16 protein-coding genes are annotated in these 22,349 nt (G+C 32.3%); 1 reads left to right on the top strand and 15 read right to left on the bottom strand.

Going from position 1 to position 22,349, the window contains the following annotated elements:
• Position 1 precedes the first annotated feature (1 nt).
• The 11 genes from DY168_RS02650 to DY168_RS02600 all read right to left on the bottom strand — a co-directional run bounded on the left by DY168_RS02650 (position 2) and on the right by DY168_RS02600 (position 17,957).
• Positions 2 to 1,321 carry a restriction endonuclease subunit S gene (locus tag DY168_RS02650; RefSeq protein WP_172556245.1) on the bottom strand — a complete coding sequence of 440 codons (1,320 nt, stop codon included), beginning with the start codon at positions 1,319 to 1,321 and terminating at the stop codon, positions 2 to 4.
• Complete coding sequence (gene dinD, locus DY168_RS02645) at positions 1,314 to 2,162, bottom strand: DNA damage-inducible protein D (RefSeq protein WP_115642383.1); 849 nt, start codon at positions 2,160 to 2,162, stop codon at positions 1,314 to 1,316. Before dinD ends, DY168_RS02650 begins: the two co-directional genes overlap by 8 nt.
• A gap of 161 nt (positions 2,163 to 2,323) precedes the next feature.
• Complete coding sequence (locus tag DY168_RS02640; protein ID WP_115640353.1) at positions 2,324 to 3,439, bottom strand: RNA-guided endonuclease InsQ/TnpB family protein; 1,116 nt, start codon at positions 3,437 to 3,439, stop codon at positions 2,324 to 2,326.
• Positions 3,417 to 4,043 carry an IS607 family transposase gene (locus DY168_RS02635; protein WP_115640352.1) on the bottom strand — a complete coding sequence of 209 codons (627 nt, stop codon included), beginning with the start codon at positions 4,041 to 4,043 and terminating at the stop codon, positions 3,417 to 3,419. The genes DY168_RS02640 and DY168_RS02635 overlap by 23 nt, the downstream gene beginning before the upstream one ends.
• Positions 4,044 to 4,141: 98 nt before the next feature.
• The gene (locus DY168_RS02630; protein WP_172556244.1) at positions 4,142 to 5,668 is read right to left on the bottom strand and encodes a type I restriction-modification system subunit M; all 1,527 of its coding nucleotides are present in this window, start codon (positions 5,666 to 5,668) and stop codon (positions 4,142 to 4,144) included.
• Between the two features lie 20 nt (positions 5,669 to 5,688).
• On the bottom strand, positions 5,689 to 6,255 hold the full coding sequence (locus tag DY168_RS02625; protein ID WP_115640350.1) for a restriction endonuclease subunit S domain-containing protein: 567 nt from the start codon (positions 6,253 to 6,255) through the stop codon (positions 5,689 to 5,691).
• Positions 6,256 to 6,615: 360 nt separating this feature from the next.
• Positions 6,616 to 12,324 (bottom strand): S8 family serine peptidase, encoded by a 5,709-nt coding sequence (locus tag DY168_RS02620; RefSeq protein ID WP_115640349.1) that lies wholly within the window; start codon positions 12,322 to 12,324, stop codon positions 6,616 to 6,618.
• A 304-nt stretch (positions 12,325 to 12,628) separates the two neighbouring features.
• Positions 12,629 to 13,705 (bottom strand): tetratricopeptide repeat-containing glycosyltransferase family 2 protein, encoded by a 1,077-nt coding sequence (locus DY168_RS02615; RefSeq protein ID WP_115640348.1) that lies wholly within the window; start codon positions 13,703 to 13,705, stop codon positions 12,629 to 12,631.
• A 224-nt stretch (positions 13,706 to 13,929) separates the two neighbouring features.
• The gene (locus tag DY168_RS14515; RefSeq protein WP_177820946.1) at positions 13,930 to 15,903 is read right to left on the bottom strand and encodes a collagen-like domain-containing protein; all 1,974 of its coding nucleotides are present in this window, start codon (positions 15,901 to 15,903) and stop codon (positions 13,930 to 13,932) included.
• A gap of 390 nt (positions 15,904 to 16,293) precedes the next feature.
• Positions 16,294 to 17,061 carry an ECF transporter S component gene (locus tag DY168_RS02605; RefSeq protein WP_115640347.1) on the bottom strand — a complete coding sequence of 256 codons (768 nt, stop codon included), beginning with the start codon at positions 17,059 to 17,061 and terminating at the stop codon, positions 16,294 to 16,296.
• A 35-nt stretch (positions 17,062 to 17,096) separates the two neighbouring features.
• Positions 17,097 to 17,957, bottom strand: a complete 861-nt coding sequence (locus DY168_RS02600) for a pyridoxamine kinase (protein ID WP_115640346.1) — start codon at positions 17,955 to 17,957, stop codon at positions 17,097 to 17,099.
• A gap of 219 nt (positions 17,958 to 18,176) precedes the next feature.
• Between DY168_RS02600 and pdxR the strand changes: the two genes are divergently transcribed.
• The gene (gene pdxR, locus DY168_RS02595) at positions 18,177 to 19,562 is read left to right on the top strand and encodes a MocR-like pyridoxine biosynthesis transcription factor PdxR (protein WP_115640345.1); all 1,386 of its coding nucleotides are present in this window, start codon (positions 18,177 to 18,179) and stop codon (positions 19,560 to 19,562) included.
• 242 nt (positions 19,563 to 19,804) lie between these two features.
• Here pdxR and DY168_RS02590 read toward each other — a convergent pair whose 3' ends face one another.
• The 4 genes from DY168_RS02590 to DY168_RS02575 are packed head-to-tail and all read right to left on the bottom strand — an operon-like array spanning position 19,805 to position 22,343.
• The gene (locus tag DY168_RS02590) at positions 19,805 to 20,245 is read right to left on the bottom strand and encodes a DUF134 domain-containing protein (protein WP_115640344.1); all 441 of its coding nucleotides are present in this window, start codon (positions 20,243 to 20,245) and stop codon (positions 19,805 to 19,807) included.
• A 45-nt stretch (positions 20,246 to 20,290) separates the two neighbouring features.
• Positions 20,291 to 20,647, bottom strand: a complete 357-nt coding sequence (locus DY168_RS02585; protein ID WP_115640343.1) for a NifB/NifX family molybdenum-iron cluster-binding protein — start codon at positions 20,645 to 20,647, stop codon at positions 20,291 to 20,293.
• A gap of 26 nt (positions 20,648 to 20,673) precedes the next feature.
• Complete coding sequence (locus DY168_RS02580; protein ID WP_115640342.1) at positions 20,674 to 21,522, bottom strand: ATP-binding protein; 849 nt, start codon at positions 21,520 to 21,522, stop codon at positions 20,674 to 20,676.
• Positions 21,513 to 22,343, bottom strand: a complete 831-nt coding sequence (locus DY168_RS02575; protein WP_115640341.1) for a P-loop NTPase — start codon at positions 22,341 to 22,343, stop codon at positions 21,513 to 21,515. The genes DY168_RS02580 and DY168_RS02575 overlap by 10 nt, the downstream gene beginning before the upstream one ends.
• Between the last annotated feature and the right edge of the window lie 6 nt (positions 22,344 to 22,349).

Genomic DNA, 22,349 nt, shown 5'->3' with positions numbered 1-22,349 from the left:
TTTACCTCTCCTTATCATTAACTCTTACAATTCCTGTTAATATAAGTTGCATTAAGCCTTTCTTTTGCTGTTTTAATGCTTCTATTTCTTCTTTAAGTAAATTTATTTCTTTATCAGCTGTGTTTAATATTTTAGCAATTTCCTTTCCTTCATTTAAATCATTAGGTATTTTAATACTAAAATTAATAAAATCTTTTATTTTAACTGCCATTCTTTCGACAAGTGTTCCCTCTGCCATAGTTGAAAACCTCTTAATTTGTATATAACTTGTGAGTATAGCTGAAATAAAATCTATATCATGCTTTTTATTATCTTTAATATATAAAGTTTCATATATTGGAGATACTAAAACATCTTTCTGTATTTTATTTAATGCAATCGCTCCAAACCTAAGGTTGGCTGGATTATATACTATATCATTATATTTGGTTATCTTATATTTTTTATTATCTTCCTTTACTAAAAATTCTCTGTTATATCTATCGGATTTTGGAGTTACTCCGTCTTCAATCGTAAGAGAATATAATTCTAAGTCTTCTGTTACTTCACTCTTATAATTTCTAACTTTTAATATTTGTGAAATCTTAATTTTATTCCATTTTCGCTCAAATCCTTTTAACCTTACCTTTCCTGTTAAAAGTCTCTCCATTAATCCTTTTTTATGTTTTTGTTTTTCTTGTAGGAGTTTTTGTTTTAATTTGATTAATTTATCTAAAGTAGATAATACCATTGAGATTTTATTTTGTTCTTTATTGCTAGGTATTGAAATTAAAATATTTAGAAAGTTTTCCTTTCTTATATTAGGCATACTTTTACTTGATCCTGTTGCTAATGTTTTTATTAGTTTATTATAGTAATTAGTATTTAAAAAATAATATATATACTTTTTATTTATATAACAATCTTCTTTAAATACAGTTTGCCATAATAGATCTGGTAAAAATATATTTTCATAATCCTTATCTATATAATTAACCATACCCACTAGTTCAGGTGTATTTTTTCTAACTATTACCAAATTATCTTTTTGAGGATATACTTTAAGATTCTTTATATCAGAACCATTAGTTACTAATTTATTTTCCTCAGGTTTAAATCCATTAATTGTTATACTAGAAGTCTTTAGTACCCCTATTTCACCATTCTTAATAGATCTATCACCTGCATTTACACTAGTTCCATTACTTAATGATGTTATATATTCTGTTAATTTCTTTATTCCCCACTCTTTTGGTATTATTCCTACATCACTATTTTTATATCCTTCAGGAACTTTACCTTGCTTTATTAAATTAATTCTTTTAGCTATTTCTTTATTCAAGGTGTTCACCACCATTCTTTAACTTATTTTGTTCTTCCTTTTCTATTGCCTTTACACTCTTCTTAGGTGTTGGTAAGTCCTCTGGCATTGTTCCACCTAGTTCTTCTATTGTTTTCCTTACCTTTACTCCAACTTTATAATGAACCTCGTTTGCTTTATACTTACCTTTAATATTTTCGCGTCTTAACTTTTCATCAGTTTGAGTTGCTCTAAAGAGATTTGCCGCAAGTTCAGTACTTCCCATATAATCCAATATTTTATGACTTTTCTTCAATCCTTTTCTTTCCTTTATCTCTTTAGCCCCGAGTCCACCATATAACCCTTGATATCCTCTATTTTGAAATACTGCGTAATCCCTTGGATCTTCTATACCTGCCATTTGTGCTGCTTCTGCTAAAGATTTATTATGATCTACTAACTCATTTCTAATAGCTAATCTCTTTTTATCTTCCGATTCTTTCTCAAAATTATCTATTAATTCTTGTTTCCTTGTTTGAACTGCAAAATATGTTTGGCCTAATGCAACAACCTTTTTCCTTGAATCCGCATTTTGCACTATAAGGTAACATGCATATCTTGAAAGCATTATGTCTTCTATTTCTCTTTCAGAACCTGAGCCTAATCCAACCATTTTGCCGACGTCGGCAAAATGGTCTGATACATTTATATCACTATTGTTACAAGCTTCTTTAGCTTTATCAATTACCTTTTTAAAATTTCCCCATTTTGTGTATTCAAGTATGTCAACTAACTCTCTTGCATACCAAAACTCTTGTCCGAACTCATTTATGTTTTTTATTTTTTCAAAAGTTTTCTCATTATATTGTTCTATATCTACCATAGCTACCGTTGCCAAAACCTTATAAAACTCTATAAAGCTTGTTTAATTCCCCATTCAACCTATCCCATTTTGTTAAAAACTACTTTGGTTTGATATAATAGTCCAGGGGCTTAACTTCCCATACAACCCATGGTACACCTCAGGCATAATTGTTTCTGTAATTATTCTGAATATCTACTAAGATTTATACTTGCATTATAATCTCTATCTATAATACAGCCACAATTCTCACAGATATAAGTTCTTTCTGATAGTGAAAGTTTAGCTTTTACATTTCCACACCCACTACAAGTCTTCGATGATGGATACCATTTATCAACTTCAACAAATTCTATTCCATAAAACTCACATTTATATTGCCTTTGCCTTTTAAATTCATATAAGCATTGCTCTGCAACAGCTTTTGATAAATGTTTATTTTTCATCATACCTTTAATATTAAGTGTTTCCATAACTACCCTTGATGGCTTGGTTTTCACTATCTTCTTAGTAGCTTGGTGTAGGTGATTAACTCTTATATTGGCTAATCTCCTATGAAGTAATCTTACTTGCTTTTCAAGTTTTGCAATGTTCTTGGTTTTAACAAACTCCTTTCCTTTTTTATTTTTCTCATACTTATTTGAACATTGTCTTTGTTTTCTTTTCAAAGTCTTTTTTAACTTTTTAACTGCTTTTGTTTTATTGATATTTTTATAAGTCATTCCATTGGAGCATATAGCTAAATCTTTTATTCCAACATCAATGCCTATGCTCTCTTTAGTTAACTCTAGCGTTGGATTTTCCTTTTCTAAACCAACTGATATGAACCAGTACTTCCCATCAAGACCTATCCTTGGATTAGTGTATTTACAATTCATAGGTATTGAATCTTTCTTTATATCCATCCAACCTACTTTTTCAATTAATACTGAACTTTCCTTAACTTTAAGTTTTGATGTATCATTATAAAATGATGGTTTAGCTTTTCTTCTACTTTTAAATCTTGGTCTATCTGATAATCCTTTAAAAAACTTCTTATATGCTTCGCAACCATCTTTAACAGCTTGTTTAGCCACATTGTTTGATACTCCATTTAGCCAGTTTAAATCATCTTGTTTAAGTATTGTTATTTCTTTTCTTAAATCATTATCAGATATAAACTTCCCACCATTTTTATAGTTCCCTTCTTGCTTTGCAAGTGTCCAATTATAAATAAACCTTGCAGTACCTACTGATTGCCATAACTTTTGTTCTTGCTTCTCAGTTGGATATAGACTAACTTTCTTTCCCAGTATCATCTTTAAGCAGCTCCTTAATCATTTCCTTAGCTTTATTTGCTCTCTTGCCTTGAAGTCTACAACCAAATACTGTAACAATTTGAATTAAATCCTCAACTAATTTCTGCTCTTCTGTGTTTTCAGTATTATCTATTATTTCAATAGTAGTCCCATACTTGTTACACAGATTTTCTATAATTTCAAAACCAAATCTTAACAATCTATCTTTATATAAAATTACTACTTTTTCAACTTCTGAATTAGTTATCATATCTATTAGTTGATTTAATCCTTTTTTGTTGTAGTTTATCCCACTTCCTATGTCTTGTATTATTTCGAATTGATAACCTTTAGCAATCATATATGTTTTAACATTTTCTATCTGTCTTGCTAAATCATTATTTTGTTTGTGGGAGCTAACTCTACAATATCCAATTACTTTTTTAGTTTTAGTTTCAATGCCTTTGATTCCTAAAAAATGATTAAGTTGCTCTTGTGAATAGTATCTATATCCACTTGGTGAAACATGATGTGGCTTGAATTCACCTTTTTTATCCCAATCTCTTAAAGTCTGTGAGGCTTTTCCTATTAATTTTGAAAACTCCCCAATAGAATAATATTTCATTTATACCACCCCTTGAATTTAGCACAACACAAACATTATCTAAATTCAATATAGTTTTATAAACCTTTATAAGTTTTTGACTACTGTCACTCTCCCTCCTATAGCCCAAGCTCTTCTAAATACTTTGCCATTTGTTTTTCAACATCCTCTAATTCTGCCTTAATATTAGCTATATTATTTGCCACTTCATCCATATCTACCATTTCTTCTGCTTCAAAGGTATCTACATATCTTGGTATATTTAGGTTGCAATCATTTTCCTTTATTTCTTCTAAAGTAGCTACATAGCTATACTTATCTATTGTTTTATAAGCTTCATAAGCCATCTCTATTTGTTTTAGATCTTCTTCTCTTAATTTATTTTGATTTTTACCCTTTTCATAGTGTCCTTCACCTGAAGCATCTATAAATAGTACATTATTTCTATTTCTACTTTTTTTAAATATTAAAACTACTGCTGGTATACCTGTTCCAAAGAATAAATTTTGTGGTAATCCTATCACTGCATCTAAAAGATTCATTTCTAATATTTGCTTTCTTATCTTTCCCTCACTTGCTCCTCTAAATAATACTCCATGAGGTAAAACTACTCCCATCCTTCCATCTTCTGCTAAGGAATGTAACATATGCTGTACAAATGCAAAGTCACCCTTACTTGAAGGAGGTACTCCCCAATCAAATCTTCTATATTGATCCAAAGCAGGTTCCATTTTAAATTTCTTCTCATCTGCTTCTGCTCCTGCAAAGCCCATTGCCCATTTATCTAATGAAAATGGTGGATTTGCTACGACTACTTGGAACTTCATTAACTTTCCATCTTCTAAATGAAGTGGATTTGCTAATGTATCCCCACTTTCAATTTTTGCATCATCTATTCCATGTAGGAACATATTCATCTTACAAAGTGCTTGTGTTTGACCATTTCTTTCTTGACCATATATTTGTGCTTTTCTACCGGGTACCTTTTTAAATGCCCTTATAAGTAATGAACCTGAACCACAAGTTGGATCATATATTCTATCATTTTCTTCCGGTTTAACTAATCTAGATAATAATTCTGAAACCATTGAGGGGGTAAAAAATTCCCCACCTTTCTTACCTGCATCTGATGCAAACTTAGCTATCATATACTCGTAGGCATCACCAATAACGTCATTACCTTCTATCATGTTAGGTCTTAAATTCAACCTATTAAAATCATTTAATAAAGTTCGTAACATTGCATTTCTTTCATTAGTTTTACCTAGTATAATTTCTGAGTTAAAATCTATATTTCTAAATACGCCTCTTAGTTTTGATTTATTAGATTCCTCTATATGTTCTAGTGACTTATTTATTATGTCACCAACTTCCACTGAATTTCTATTTTCATATAAATAATCGAAAGTGGATTTTTGATCTAGGGTAAATCTTTCCCTACTTAAAGCTCTTTCAATTCTTGTTTCATCACCATTGTACTTTTTAGCATATTCTTCATAATGTTCTTTATATACATCACTTAAATATTTAATAAATAACATTACTAGAATATAATCCTTATATAATGAAGAGTCTATCTTACCTCTAAATGTATCTGCTGCTCTCCATAACGTTCCATTAATTTGTTCTTGTGTTGTTTTTTCCATAATAACTTTCCCTCCAATTTTTAACTAAACATTTTATTCATAATAGCTCTGTGGTATTTTTCTTTTTCATCTAATAATTGATTTAATAATCTTTTTTCTTTTAGTACTAACTCATTTAAATTAATAATGTTTTGTTGCTGATCTTTTGAATATTTAGGTACATTAATTTCTTTAAAACTACTGGTTTTAACTATTGATAAAACACTACCTATTATATCTCCTGCAAGTTGTCTTTTACACATTGGTGAATTTAGATATATGTTTAAAAATTTAGAAAGTATATCATCAGATGAACTTCTAATAATTACAAATAGTGATGGTATTACAATGGCTTCTTGACCTTTTTCAACATATACCGCAGTATTGGGAGCACTTAACCTTACTATAATATCTCCTTCTTTTGTTAAGTATTGATCTTTCATATTTTCTTCACTAAAAAAGTCATCTAAAAACTCATCTTCAATATACCCATTTTCATTAAAACTTTTTAAGGTAAGGAGTTTGTATCCAAACTCCTTATTAGTTAAAGACCTTTTTCTAGATAATACAAGTCCTGTGCTTATATCAGCAATTTCATTAAGTTTCAACTTATCACCTCATTATTTTTGTTATATTCCTTTAATACCTTAGTTTTACTTAGAATCATTTCATTAGAAAAGATATGGATCTATCTTTCCTTACTAATTCTTTATTATGTACTATTCGTAAAATAACTGATAATCACATTATATATTTAAAATTATACAATGTCAACGTTTCTTTGTACCATCTTAAAAATAACTAGCATATAGTTTTAATGCTTATTTAAGAGCTTACATTGATATAATACAATCATTTCAAACTATATATATGTTAGATTACATAAAAGTCTAAGTAAAGAACCTCAAGGCAAAACCTTGAGGTTCTTTACTTACTTAGATATTGCTATTTTTTATTTCTTTATTCTTCTATTTCTTTGATTTTTTCATAAAAATATATCCACTAATAATTAAGCTAATACCTAATAACATCATAGATGATGTATTCACTAAACTTCCTGTCTTTACAAGTTTAGCTTTTGAAGTTTTTGGTGTTTCAGTTTTTGGAACATCAACCTTTGGAGTATCAACTTTTGGGGTCTCGTCTTTTGGGTCTCCATCTTTTGGATTCTCATCTTTTGGATCTTTTACTACTGGTTCTTTTGTTATAGTAACTTCCTTTGTTACTGTAGTTTCGTTTCCTGCAAGATCCGTAGCAATTACTGTAATGGTATTTTCACCTTCTAATACTTTAAGGGTTATCTTAAAGTTACCATCCTTATCTATCTCTACTTCATTTCCATTAACTGTTACCTTGTCTAGGTTACTATCTTTTACAGTACCTGTAACTTCAATAGAATCTTTATTTACTAGATCCATATCCTTTGGCACTTCTACTGTAACTTCTGGTGATGTAGTGTCAACTATTACTTTAACCTTTTCAGACATTTCAGTTGTAACTCCGTTTTCTTCGCCATTTATCGTAATGATATTTATCTCTTCTTTAAGATCTAAATTTACTTTAAATAGCTCATTCTTAGTATCAACTGTTGCTACATTTTTGTCATTTACAAATACATTAACTTTTCCATCTACATTCATCTTACCTTCAAGGGTTATGCTATTTTTATTTATATAGTTTATTTCCTTTAAGTTTGTTATTTCAGGTGTGGTCACTGTAGTATTTATTATATTAACCTTTTCTACCACTACAGTTTCATTTCCTGCAAGATCCGTAGCTACCACTGTAATAGTATTTTCACCAATTACAACTGGTAGGATTATTTTAAAGTTACCATCTTCATCTAAATAGACTTCTTCTTCATTAACTGTAACCGTATCTAAGTTACTATCCTTTGCATTACCTGTAACTTCAATAGAATCTTTATTTACAATTTCCATATCTTTTGGCACTTCTACTGTAACTTCTGGTGATGTTTTATCTACTATTACTTTAACCTTTTCAGACATTTTAGTTGTAACTCCATTTTCTTCGCCACTTATTGTTATAATATTTATCTCTTCTTTAAGATCTAAATTTACTTTAAATAGCTTATCTTTAGTCTCAACTGTTGTTACCTTTTCGTCATTTATAAATACACTTACATTTCCCTCTACATTCATTTTACCTTCAAGTGTCACACTATCTTTATTTATATAATTTACTTCTTTTAAATTTGTAATTTCAGGTGTTGTTACTGTAGCATTTACCACATTAACCTTCTTTGTTACTGTAGTTTGATTTTCTGCAAGATCTGTAGCTATAGCTGTAATTATATTTTCACCACTTACTGCTGGTATACTTATATTAAAATTACCCTTTTCATCTACAATAACTTCCTTTTCATTAACTGTTACATTTTTAAGATTATCATCCTTTGCATTACCTATAATTTCAATAGTAGCCTTATTAATTAAATCACTATCTACAGGTACTTCTATTGTAACCTCTGGTGATGTGGTGTCCCCTATTACTTTAATTATTGATGACATCTTTGAGGTTTTTCCATCTGCTTCACCATTTATTGTGATATTATTTTCACCTTCTTTAACTTTTATATTTGCACTAAACATTTTGTTTTCAGTATCAAGGGTTGTAACTTTTTCATCATTTACAAATACATTTACTTTTCCATCGATATTCATATTACCTTCAAGGGTTATATTATCTTTATTTGTATAGGTTAATTCCTTAAGATTAGTTATATTTGGAGTGTTCACCTCTTCTTTTTGTACCTCTACTTCATAGTCCATAATAGCTCTAATCATCATGCCACCGTCAATTTTATAATCTGCAATAGGTGTAAGCCCACCAGTATATACATAGGATCTAGAATTTTCTGTGCTATCTTTATCGATACCTATAGCTGGGGATTGTGACCCTTCATACAACTGCTTTGTCACTATATAAAAGTCTTTATCTGTAGCAAAATCATATTCTAAGAGGTCTATCTTATTCCACTTACCTCTTTCTATGGTTATCTCTTTTAAGTCCCCTACTTCATTTATCTTTCCTTTTTTATCAATATATGCTATTGATATCCCGATTTTATTTCCTAGTGCCTTTTTATGATCATCTACAAAGAAAATATTAGCTGCCTTAACCCTACCATAAGATTTTGGAGTAAATCTAACACCAAAACCTACTCCAGCATTAACAAATACTGTTGAGTTTTCTTTTGTGCCATCATCATAGGCTATTTCATCTTCAACACCAATAAACCTTTTCATATCTACATTTACTAAATTATCTTTTTCGCCTTCTACAATTACATTAATATTTTCTGTATAGAAGTCTTTACTCATTACCCTTAAGGTATAATCTCCTGCAAATACTCCATTTATAGTAAAGTTACCTTCTTCATCTGTCATAACACTTTCAATATTTGAATCTTCAAGTACCTTCACTTTGGCACTGGCAACTGCTGCATTAGTAGCTTTATCTATTACCTTTCCTTTAATATTTCCCTTGTTAATAGCATCTAGCTTAATTATTTCTGTTATAGTTTCTCCCTCTTTAAGAGATACCTTCATTTCCTTTGGATAATAACCGTAAGAAACTGCTCTTAGTGTATAGTTTTCTCCTTCTTTATTTCCAGCATGGGTAATAGCAAATCCGCCAGTTGTAAGGTCTGTCTTTACACTTCTTCCAGTTTCTAAAATTGTAACAACTGCATCTGCGGGTAAGAAACCTTCCACAAACTTATGATTTCCATTATCTTTATCCACAGATAAAACTGATTCATCATCATCTGGAAGACTTATGGATGGTGTATCTAAATACCCTGAATGTTCGTAGGAGTAATTTCCCATAAGATTAGTAGCCCATACATTTGTTCCAGTTAATGAAGATTTCGGTCCTGAAGTTGGTACTCCCCACTCCCAATCATTCTCTTTACCAAGTTCTCGTAAAATCCCTGTTGTAAATCCTCCATTACCTTTTTCAAAGTTTTCGTAAAATATCTTTTCTATCTCTTTATAATCAATTTCTGCCTCTTTAGAATAATCACTTTCATTTCCAGCAAAATCACTAGATGTAATACCATAATAATACTTTCCTGTTTTTACATCATCATCTATATAAAATGTATTTGTTGTAGTTTTAATCTTTGTGTAAGGTCCGCCTGCTATCTCTGAACGATATACATTATATTGCTTTAAATCAGCTTCATTAACCTTGTCCCAGCTTAATGATACCCCTGTTTTACCACTCTCTAATTTAACATTTTTCGGAATACTTGGAGCAGTTTTATCCTCTCCAAAGAGTCTTAAATTATCGAAATACCAACCTACACTATATCCATTACTTTTTGATATAGTAGAAAATTCAAATTTTATTTTTACTGGGTTTTTACTTCCTATATATGGTTTAAGGTCTACATAAACCTCATGCCACTCCCTATCTCTACCGGATACTCTTCTTAATTCTTCCCATGTGGTACCTTCGTCAGTTGATATAAGCATTTTAGCACTATGAACGCTTGATATATCATTCCATTCTGATATCCTTAAGCTAGCTGACTTTAGATTTGTATCTCTTAAATCAAGAGATGGTAACACTACTTCACTAACTATATTTTCTGTAACACCAGTGTCACTTAACTTTGTACCTATTACCTTTGTTCCACTTAAGGCTTTAGGACCCATAAAGGATGTAGGAGCTCCCCACTGAAAGTCACCGGACAAATTAAATCCTTTAATATCAGTTTCAAAGTCATTACTATATTTATCTGGCTTTATTCCAAACATTACACTAAGTTTATATACATCAGTTGTGAAAGTATTATTCCCAAAATCTTTAGCTAAAATTTTATAATCTACACCAGTTTTAATAACTAAATCTCCAGGAATTATAGCCTCATAAGTGCCTTTTACTGAATTTCCATCTTTAAGTTTCATATCTATCTGTTTCCAGTCACTCATGTCATCATTTTTAACTAATAACTTAGCCTCAGTTACAGAAACATTGTCTTTTATCTCTGCTATTACAGTTGCATCTAATCCTACAAACACTTGTGGTAACTTCTCATGAATTACTGTTGGAGCTACCTTGTCTTCCCCCGAAATTAAAACCTGACCTTCTATGGTTCCAGTACCTACACCTAAAACCTTTGATACTGTGTCATATGCATTAATTAATCCAAATCCATATCCCATATTCGGAGACTCTGTATATTCATTATCTGTTAATTTTGTTGCTGTTTCTTTAATTATAGTTTCTATTTGATCCACTGTTAAAGAAAAGTCTGCTGACTTCATTAAAGCAGCTATACCTGATACGTGTGGAGCCGCCATAGAAGTACCATTCCATCCACTTTCATAGCCTCCCACAACAGAAGAACGAATATTTACCCCAGGAGCAGATATTTCTGGCTTAATCATCTTAGGATCCCAAGGTGAAGGTCCAAGCTTTGAGAAATCACCTCTTTTATTATTAACATCAATAGCCGCTACTGCAAAACTTCCTGGTAAATTTGATGGGTTTTGAATTGAACCAGGCCAAGGCTTAGGTTCTCCTGATTTTTGATTTCCTGCTGCGAAAACTGGCAATATACCAGCTGATCTCCATGCTGCTATTACATCTTTAAACCAAGGATCTACTCCTGCTGATCCACCCCAAGAATTATTTATTATATTTGGAGCCTTTTCTGCCTTTCCACCAGGTGCAAGAAACCACTGAGCCCCCGCTAATAAGTGGAGTTGTTGTCCTCCCTTATCTGTAAATGCCTTTGCTGCTATCCATTTTGCTCCCGGTGCTACACCTATTGTATTATCTCCATTTGACTCTTGTCCAAGTATTGTTCCTGTGCAATGGCTACCGTGCGGAACACCTACGTTATCCCAAGGAAGCTCTGAGTTAGTCATTGGATCATACCAACTTTCCTTTGGATTAACAACAGTTTCTGTTTCCTTATCATACCCTCTCCATTTTTCCTTTAGAGCTGGGTTTGTCCAATCAACCCCAGAATCTAAAACTCCTACCACAACTCCTGTACCATCTATTTTGAATTTTTCCCAAACCTTTGGTGCTTCCACCCTTTTTATATTCCATTCAATTTCGTCTTCTGCAACATCAGTTACTGTATCTAAATCTACACCTTTTATAGGCTCTTCTAATTCTATAATGTCATTAAAATAAATCTTCTCTACATCATCTCTTTTTGCAATTTCTTCTATTACCTCTTTATTTGCTTTAACGTATACAATATTTGCAATATAAAAAGATTGGATCTTTTCTACACTTCCACTTAACTTTTCACTAGATAAATATGAAACTACTGAGCTTTGAGTTGTCTCAGCCTTTTCCTTTAAAGTATTTATCACAGTTTTTCTTTTGGAAACTTCATTTTCATAGTTAGTACTATAGTCCCCCTGTGATTTTGAAATCTCTTCTATTTCATTAATAGAAACCCTATCTTTTAAATATATCAATACCTCAACTAAATCATCATCATTTTCTAATTGTTTCTTTACCTTTGAATCAATTTTGTTTAAATATTCATTAACGTTATCTAAAGGTTCTAATTCAGACATGGTCCTAGCTTGTCCTACAGTAGGTAAACACCCAAGTATAAGTGTTAAAGATAGTAATATCGGAAAAAATAACTTGATTCTTTTAAATTTATTCTTACCCTTCATTAATACGCCCCCTTATAATATAACTTTTTGTGTCTTTCTCTAGTCTATTTTATAAATAAACTTAATATGTCACTTCATCACTTTATAAAACAGAATTACCTTTCTTTTACTATTCACCATAAAATTATATATAAATAAGCTTATCCAAGAATATTTATACTTTCGTTCATACTATAAACAAACAACAAAAAAACCTACAACGTAAACATTCTAGGTTTTTCTAAGTTATAAACATCTTTTATTTAATTTCTTATAAGTCTTATATAAAACATCTTAATTAACATTAAATTTTTTTGTATCAACTTTATTCCTCACCTATACTTTTAAAATAACTTTTATTATATACTACAGAAGAGTCATTTGGCTTGTACTCTGCGGCCTTATCATTATATTTTATAGCTTCCTTTGTATTTCCAAGTTTATCGTAACATACACATAATTGTATACATGGAATATATCCAAAATAATCATGGGATATGAATCCTAAGCTATCAACAGGTTTTTCTAATTCTAGAGCTAACTTATACCAGAATATTGCCTTTTCATAATTTTTATCATCTAAATAATAATCTCCAATCTTACAACACCCTTCAGGTCTTGGAATATCGTATTCAAAGCTCTTTAATAAAATATTTAGCCTGTTCTTTTTATCTTTCTTATTCTGATAACAATTAGAAAGGTTATAACAAGCATTTATATTATCTTCTATCCATCCTGCTTCAGTATTTAAAAACCTTTTAAAATATATTATCGCCTCATCATACCTACCATTATAAAATAATTCTCTAGCATAGTAGTAAAGCCCTCTAGTGGTTAAATTTATACCTTTAGCTATATTTTTTTCATAAATTAATAAATTTCTACCTCCTGCAGGTTTCCTCTCTTTTTTATGGGTTATACAAATATCAGAATTTATTATATTTCCACCTACATTTAAATACTCATGAACAGGTTCCATCCATTGATTATTATTTACCCTCTTAGATAAACGTTCCCTAAAATATGATAAGGTAACATTACCACCTTCATCAAACCCCACATTATATTTCATCATTACTGCGTCAACTTTATTATCTAAATTTTGTTTAAGCTTTTTAAATTTATCCCTGTCTTTTTGAAGAAGAACATCATCCGCGTCTAACCACAGTACGAAATCTTTTGTGGCCATAGAAAATGAATAATTTCTTGCCTTAGAAAAATCATCAATCCACTTAAAATCAAATACCTTGTCTGTATATTCTTTGATAATTTCTTTTGTATTATCAGTGGATCCAGTATCTACTATTATTATTTCATCAACTATATCTTTTATAGAATTTAAGCATCTACCTATAACTTCTTCCTCATCTTTTACAATCATACACAAACTTATAGTTATCATTTAATCTCCTCCAAGATGTTTTAGTTGTATATTATTTGAATTTTACAAGTATCTGATTGTACATTCTTTCGTCATCATAAGACAATCTAATCATTAATCTTACATTTCAACTTCTCATATCATTAAATTAGGCACCTATTTCTTAATGAAATGGTGCCTAAAGTGTATCAATCATTTGTATACATTTTAATCTTAATCGTAAAGTAGCTTACACCACCACTTATTTAGCTTATTTTTTCAATTAACATAGCAGCATTAGTATTTATTTGAATTCCACCTGCTAATGTTTGTAAGGTAATTATATCAACACTTGTATGATTTCTTAAGGTTAAGGTATCCCCTGCTAATGCAGTAACTATAACCATACCAGGATTGGGCTGATTTCCTGCACTATTTCCATAAATGGCCCCAGGAACAAGAACACCATTTTTGAAAATAGAAAATTGATTTGCTTGTGCACCAGAAGAATTAAACCATACAGAATAATCTCCTGCTGTTCCAATAGTAATTGTAGATGTTCCAGGTGTATGAGTAATAGCACCTACCATAACACCATTATTACTAAAGATTATATCCGATTCTACTGGGACAACCTGAGCCCCTAAATTGTAAATATAAGCATATTCAGCCAGACCTTTAGGTCCAGTTAAACCTGTTGCTCCTGTGCTCCCTGTAGGACCAGTAGCTCCAGTACTTCCTGTAGCGCCCGTTGCTCCAGTGTTACCTGTTGCTCCTGTACTTCCTGTTGCACCAGTAGCTCCAGTACTTCCTGTAGCGCCCGTTGCTCCAGTGTTACCTGTTATTCCTGTAGATCCAGTTGGTCCTGTAGCTCCTGTACTTCCTGTTGCACCAGTAGCCCCAGTACTTCCTGTAGCGCCCGTTGCTCCAGTGTTACCTGTTATTCCTGTAGATCCAGTTGGTCCTGTTGCACCTGTACTTCCTGTAGGACCAGTAGCTCCAGTACTTCCTGTAACGCCCGTTGCCCCAGTGTTACCTGTGAGTCCTGTTGCTCCAGTTGGTCCTGTTGCTCCGGTACTTCCTGTTGCACCAGTAGCTCCAGTACTTCCTGTAGCGCCTGTTGCTCCAGTGTTACCTGTTATTCCTGTAGATCCAGTGTTACCTGTTGCTCCTGTACTTCCTGTTGCACCAGTAGCCCCAGTACTTCCTGTAGCGCCCGTTGCTCCAGTGTTACCTGTTATTCCTGTAGATCCAGTTGGTCCTGTTGCGCCGGTACTTCCTGTAGGACCAGTAGCTCCAGTACTTCCTGTAGCGCCCGTTGCTCCAGTGTTACCTGTTATTCCTGTAGATCCAGTTGGCCCTGTAATTCCTGTGCTCCCTGTAGGACCAGTAGCCCCAGTACTTCCTGTAGCGCCCGTTGCTCCAGTGTTACCTGTTATTCCTGTAGATCCAGTTGGCCCTGTAATTCCTGTGCTCCCTGTAGGACCAGTAGCCCCAGTACTTCCTGTAGCACCCGTTGCTCCAGTGTTACCTGTTATTCCTGTGGATCCAGTTGGTCCTGTAGGACCAGTAGCTCCTGTGATTCCTGTAGATCCAGTTGCTCCTGTTGCACCTGTACTCCCTGTAGGTCCAGTAGCCCCAGTGCTTCCTGTAGGACCTGTAGCACCCGTTGCTCCAGTGTTACCTGTTATTCCTGTGGATCCAGTTGGTCCTGTTGCTCCTGTAATTCCTGTAGGACCAGTAGCTCCGGTACTTCCTGTAGCGCCCGTTGCTCCAGTGTTACCTGTTATTCCTGTAGATCCAGTTGGTCCTGTAGGTCCAGTAGCCCCAGTGCTTCCTGTAGGACCTGTAGCCCCAGTACTTCCTGTAGCGCCCGTTGATCCAGTGTTACCTGTTATTCCTGTAGATCCAGTTGGTCCTGTAGGTCCAGTAGCCCCAGTACTTCCTGTAGGACCTGTAGGACCTGTAGCACCTGTTGGCCCTACACAGCATCCTTTGCAACAACAACAACTTAATTGTTTCTGCTTGCAGTATTCTATACATTGTTCAGATTTTGCCTTATAATACTCCATACACTCATCATCAATACATTCACAATATTTTTTATGGTAATATCTTACCATCTCTTTGCACTTATTTTTGTAATAACCTTCGCATTTATTTTGACAATGATTACATTGTTCAAAAAAACTTTCAGATTCTAATTCTTTATCTTCAAATTCTCCATCATTTCTTCTCATGCTATAAAATCACTCTCCATCAGTTTAGTATTGTAGAAAAGACTTATCCTTTATACTATATGAACCTCACGTTAAAAGGGTGTCACTAAACTATGCCATATGAAACTCTATGTAATCCATTGATACTATTAAACAACATAAAAAAACACTAATATCATAAATACTAGTGTTTTTTATTCATATTAAAAATTACATTTCATTACGTAGGTGTAAGTTCGACTGACCAAATATAAAATTTGGAGTCTTACTTATGAAACACCTACTCCATTTCATTACGTAGGTGTAAGTTCGACTGACCAAATGTAAAATTTGGAGTCTTACTTATGAAACACCTACTCCATTTCATTACGTAGGTGTAAGTTCGACTGACCAAATGTAAAATTTGGAGTCTTACTTAATTTTTGATTTTAATACTGATTTAGATAGTGGAACATAAAGTGCCACAGCAACAAATATTGAGAATGAACCATTTATAAGCGTTGCAGGCAAACTTACCGCTGAACTTAATACTGCTGGAATAAATGCACTTCCTACAAATAAAAGCCTTACTAATCCAAATAAGAATTCCCCAACTAGGTTAAATGCTATACCTGCTACAGCACCTAAAACTGCATATTGAATCTTAACAGATAGATTCTTAGATAAAAAGCATACAATCCCTAAGGCTAACCCAAGAATAAGTGAAAATATATATAGCACAGGATTAATTACTAGCTTCTTTTGAATTCCTGCAACAACTATTTCATTCCCTCTAGTAACAGATACAATTAAAAGAGCTATACCTATTACAATAAGGGTAAATGAAGCAATTGTAAGCCACTTTATTGGAGACTTTACATCCTCTTTATTTCCCTTTGATGCAACTGCACCTACAATAACTCCAATACCGAACTTTAATACTATAGTTTTTGGCACACTAGATGCATAACCATTCATTAAATCAAATAATCCCATTCCAATAGAACCTGAAAGTCCCCCTATAGTACCTGTAAAAAGAAGTGCTGCTAATATTACAAACATGTTTCCCATGTGTAAAAATGGTTTACCTACAGGTGATGGTATAGGTATTTTGAAAAACAATGCCACATAACAAAGAGCAGCAAAGAGCCCAATCAAAACCATGGTACGTGTTGAAAATTCATTTTTTCTTGTTTTCATTTAAATCCCCCCGAATTTATAGGATAGCGTTAACACTATTTATTTATATTATTTTGAATGTCTATACTAAACTGTTGTAACCTACTTTCAAAGTCAACTCCGTAATTACTTGGAGTTCCTCTCTTGTAGGTAATATCTATGGAAGCTTTAACTAAGTCAACTGCAATCTTTATTGATTTATTTATATTAATTCCTCTAACCATGGCAGCTACAAAAGCACTACCAAATAAATCTCCAGTGCCATGATAGCTTCCTGGTGTTCTTTTTGTAAATGCATAATTAATCTCATTCGTTACTCTGTCATAAGATGCTGCTCCCACTTCCCCTTCTTTAAATGATACCCCTGTTAGTACAACCTTTGATGGTCCTAAATCAGAAAGTCTTTTTAATAAACCTTCTACGTATTCATTGGTATAAGGTGGCTCAATATACTTTTCTCCTAACAATAAAGTAGCCTCAGTAAAGTTAGGTGTTATTATATCTGCAAACTCACATATCGACAGAAAACCTTTACACATCTCTTCATCAAGCCCTGTATAATACTCACCATTATCCGCCATTACAGGATCTATTATTACTAAAGTTTTATCATCCTTAAGTAAGGTTATAATATTTTCTACAGACCTTGCTTGACTTGAACTGCCTAAATACCCTATATATATAGCATCAAACTCAAGTCCTAATGACTCCCAATGTTTTGCCATAGGATACAGATCCTCACTTAAATCCTTAAAGGTATATCCTGTAAATCCACCTGTATGTGTAGAAAGTATCGCTGTTGGCATACATGTACATTCTATTCCTGCAACAGAAATTACAGGCAAAGCCACCGTCAAAGAACATTTCCCAAAACCTGATAGATCATGAATAGCTAGAACTCTTTTTAATCTTTCCAATTTAAATCCCCCTTTTATAACATATTCATAATAAACTAAAATCCAAATAAATCACTACTATTTTCAAAATTAATATATAAGTTCAATAATAGTAATAATATATGATTGAATAGTTCCCATCTCTTATATATACTATACATAAGATTTGTCATTGTTGAAATGTACAAAAACTAGAATTTTAACCAGTACAGTTTTAATGCGGGGGGGGGTAGTTTTTATATGAGCAAATCAACTATAACCATACTAGATCACAATAATTCTTCTAATGATCCCTTATATATTCAACTTTATAATCATTATAAGTGTCTAATTTCTTCTGGCATACTCAAATCAGAAAGCAAACTTCCATCTATAAGAAGGTGTGCAAATGAAAGAATGATAAGTCGCACTACAGTAGAAACAGCATACTTACAGCTAGCTGCAGAAGGATATGTTACATCAAAGCCCGGAAGTGGATTTTACGTAAATGACTTAAATTATATGGATATCCAAGAGCATTTACCAATAGAGGTTAAAACATCTAATATAAACTCAAAACCATTATACGATTTTACTACTTCTGACGTAGATTATAAAAGCTTTAACTTTGATTTATGGAGTAGATATATGAAAAGTGCACTTCGCAATGGAGAAAGGCTTTTATCTTATGGAGACCCTCAAGGTGAGTACGACCTTAGAGTTGTATTATCTAAATATGTTGGGGATAGAAGAGGCGTAATATGTACCCCAGAACAGATTGTAGTTGGAGCAGGCGTCCAAAGTTTATTACAAATCTTATGTTCTCTTACTGGAGTGCGTTCTCCAGTTTCATTTGCTGGTGGTAGCTTTAAGCAAGCAAGAGCTGTATTTTCAGATAGAGGCTTTGAGACTTTAAGCTACGATAATATTACCAATGATTTATCCAGCTTTAGTAAAGATAAAGTAAAAATAATATATACCTCGCCCTCACATATAACCCCTTGGGGAGATGTTATGCCCATGCAAACAAGACTTGAACTATTATCCTTTGCAAAGACTAATGATTGCTTAATAATTGAAGATGATTATGATAGTGAATTTAGGTATTACAGCCGCCCTGTACCATCACTACAAGGTTTAGATGGCGGTGAAAAGGTCATATATCTGGGCACCTTTTCAAGGTTATTACTACCTTCTTTAAGAATTAGCTTTATGGTTTTATCTAAAGAATTAACAAAGACTTATTCAAATAGAGGTAAGATATATAATCAAACTGCATCAAAGACTGATCAAATTGCCCTGTGTCAGTTTATAAGAGATGGCCACCTATCAAAACAAATAAAAAAGGCAAGAAAGCTTTATATGATTAAAAGTCAACAACTATGTATTGCTATAGACAAGGTGTTTTACGATAAAGCCAAGGCGCTTCCTGGTTCAGGTGGTTTTCTAATTCAAATGGAAGTTAAAAGCAAGCTTTCATCTAAGGATCTAGAGAAACGTGGATCAAATGTAGGGGTTTTAGTACGTTCATTTAACTCTGTAAATGAAAGCAAATATCCAAGATTATTATTATCTTGTTCTGGAGTTTCAGAGGATAGTTTTGAAGAGGCCTTAAGATTACTTAAAGATGAGTTCTTTAAAGACTAATCCACTAGCTATTCTTTATTTAACCATATACATTTTATATCTAGTTAAATAAAGATAATTACATGAATATAAAATTTATATAGTAGGATTAATTAATCATATATTATATAATAACTTCATATCTTATCAGTAAAAGTTAATTGAAGGTGTAAAATAGATTGAAAAAATATATATAATCAATTAAAAGAATCCTATATAAATTCAGTATCCAGCTGATTTTATATAGGATTTAAACTTTTAAATTAATCTGTAGGATTACACCACTTTGTACAAAAATCTGACTTTTTACTACACATCACCTTTTCAGAACCACAATCAGGACAATTATTTTTATCCTGCTCATAATTTATTTCATATATGTTTTTACAGTTAAAGCATTTAAACTTACAAAATTTCGTTCTATAATTGCCGCCATTTATCCTTATGGCTTTTCCTTCTGTCAATGCAGTGGCGATCTTTTTCCTTGAGCTATCTATAATATTTTGAAATGTCTGCCTTGATACCTGCATTCTTTCAGCACACTGTTCTTGATTTAATTCTTCAATATCCTTAAGTCTCATAGCTTCAAGCTCTTCTACCTTTAAAACTATCTCTTCAATCTCACATTTAGGCTTACCCCATGGAACAAAATAAGTGTTCTCTGGGAAAAACTCTACTCTTCTAAATTTTGTTGGTCTTACCATGCTAATCACTCCCCTGCATTCACGTCATAAAATCACCATTTACAATTATTCGCTACAACTTCCTTCGTGTTCATGTTCCTTACAAACACTGCCTGTTGACTTTAATTCACCATTTATATACTTTTGCACTACATCATCACAAGATCCTTTAGCACCAACAACTACCTCAATTTCATTTTCATTAAATAAATGTTGTGCCGATTCTCCCATGCCACCTGCAATAATAACACCTACCTCTAATTCCTTTAAAAATACTGGAAGAAATCCTGGTTTATGTCCTGGATTTTTAGTGAAATCCTTATTTACTAATTTACCTTCTTCTACATTATACATTATAAACCCTTCACAATATCCAAAATGTCCACTTACACACTTTCCTTCACTTGCAACTGCTATCTTCATTATCAATTCCTCCTATTATTTTTAATTTAATGCAAATGTCTTTGCATATCCTTCCACATACTTTCAATAGCCTTTTCTGCTATACTATCTTTATAAAAGGTTATTGGTTTCAATTCATTTATAGATTTCATAACCACATCATCATATGGAATCTTACCTACTAAATCCAATTCCTTAGCTTCAATAAACATTTCTATTTCTTTGCTCATATCTTCATTTATATCATATTTGTTTATACAGACCATAGTAAAGATCCCAAAATGCTCACATAAGGTTGTTACTCTCATTAAATCTTCTAGACCTGATTTCGTAGGTTCTGTAACAATTAATACTGCATCACTTCCGGTTATTGAAGCAATTACAGCACACCCTATACCTGGCGATCCATCTATTATAGTTAATTCCTCATCTTTCTTGAATCTTTTGCCACTCTTTCTTAAATAAGTTATTAACTTTCCAGATCCATCGCTACCTATACCCATTTCTGCCCTTGCAATTATTCCTTTATCTAACTTAGTTATAAATGCATCTGCTGTCTTTTCATCTTTTAACTTTATAGCATTCGTTGGACATACTAACACGCAGGCACCACACCCTTCGCAGGTAAATGGATTTATACTAAAATCTTCTATAGCATTAAACCTACATATAGATGAACATTTCCCACATCTAATGCAAAGTGATTTATCTATTATAGCCTTTTTACCACCTATAAATATATCCTTTTCGATATCTTTGCCATCATAAAACAAATAAAGATTTGGTGCATCTACATCACAATCTATCCTAATTACATCCTTTGCAAGTTCAGATAATGCTGTTGCAATGGTAGTCTTTCCCGTTCCTCCCTTTCCACTTAAAACTACTAAGTCCAAGATAGTACCTCCTTTAACGTCTTTGAAATCTCATCAAATATTCTTTTATGATGTAAATCATCATATAGTATTTCACCCTTAGAATAAATCACTGCTGTATCTTTGCTATAAGGTATGGTGCCTATTAATCTAACCTTCTCCTCTTTACAAAATCTTTTTATTATATTGTCTTCTCCATCATCTTTATTTATGACTATACCAAAGGGTATATTATACATTTTCACAAGTTCTAACGCCATTTTCAAATCGTGAAGTCCAAATTGTGAAGGCTCCGTAACAAGTATTGCTCCATTAGAATATTTTAAAGCATTTACTACATTACAAGAAGTACCTGGAGGGCAATCAATTAAGTTAACCCCATCCGATAGACCTTTAAGTAATTCTCTTATAACTGGTACTGCCATAGGTTCCCCTATATTTAAAATTCCCCTGTTACAATTTATATCTCTTACAATGCCCTTTTCAATTTTGCCTATTTGTCTTTTATCATAGGTCAAAGCATTATATTTACATACAATTTCACAAGCTCCACAACCATGGCATAACTTTTGAAAAAGCATAATATCATCTCTTACTTTAGCAAGAGCATTAAATTGACACACGTTTACACATTCTCCACAGCTTACACATTTATCATTATCTATAACAGGATACTCCACCATAACTTTTTGTGTTTTATACACTTTAGGTTTTAAAAATAAGAAACCATTTGGTTCTTCTACATCACAATCTATATAATTTGCATTTAATGCAAGAGCAAGATTAGTAGATACCGTAGTCTTTCCTGTTCCTCCTTTTCCACTAAGTATTGCTATATTCATTAAAAA

Origin of the sequence: Clostridium putrefaciens, from assembly GCF_900461105.1 — a bacterium.
In the GTDB taxonomy this organism is placed as follows: domain Bacteria; phylum Bacillota; class Clostridia; order Clostridiales; family Clostridiaceae; genus Clostridium_L; species Clostridium_L putrefaciens.
Note: the sequence above shows the minus strand (reverse complement) of the source record. Positions and strands in the feature narration are given on the sequence as shown.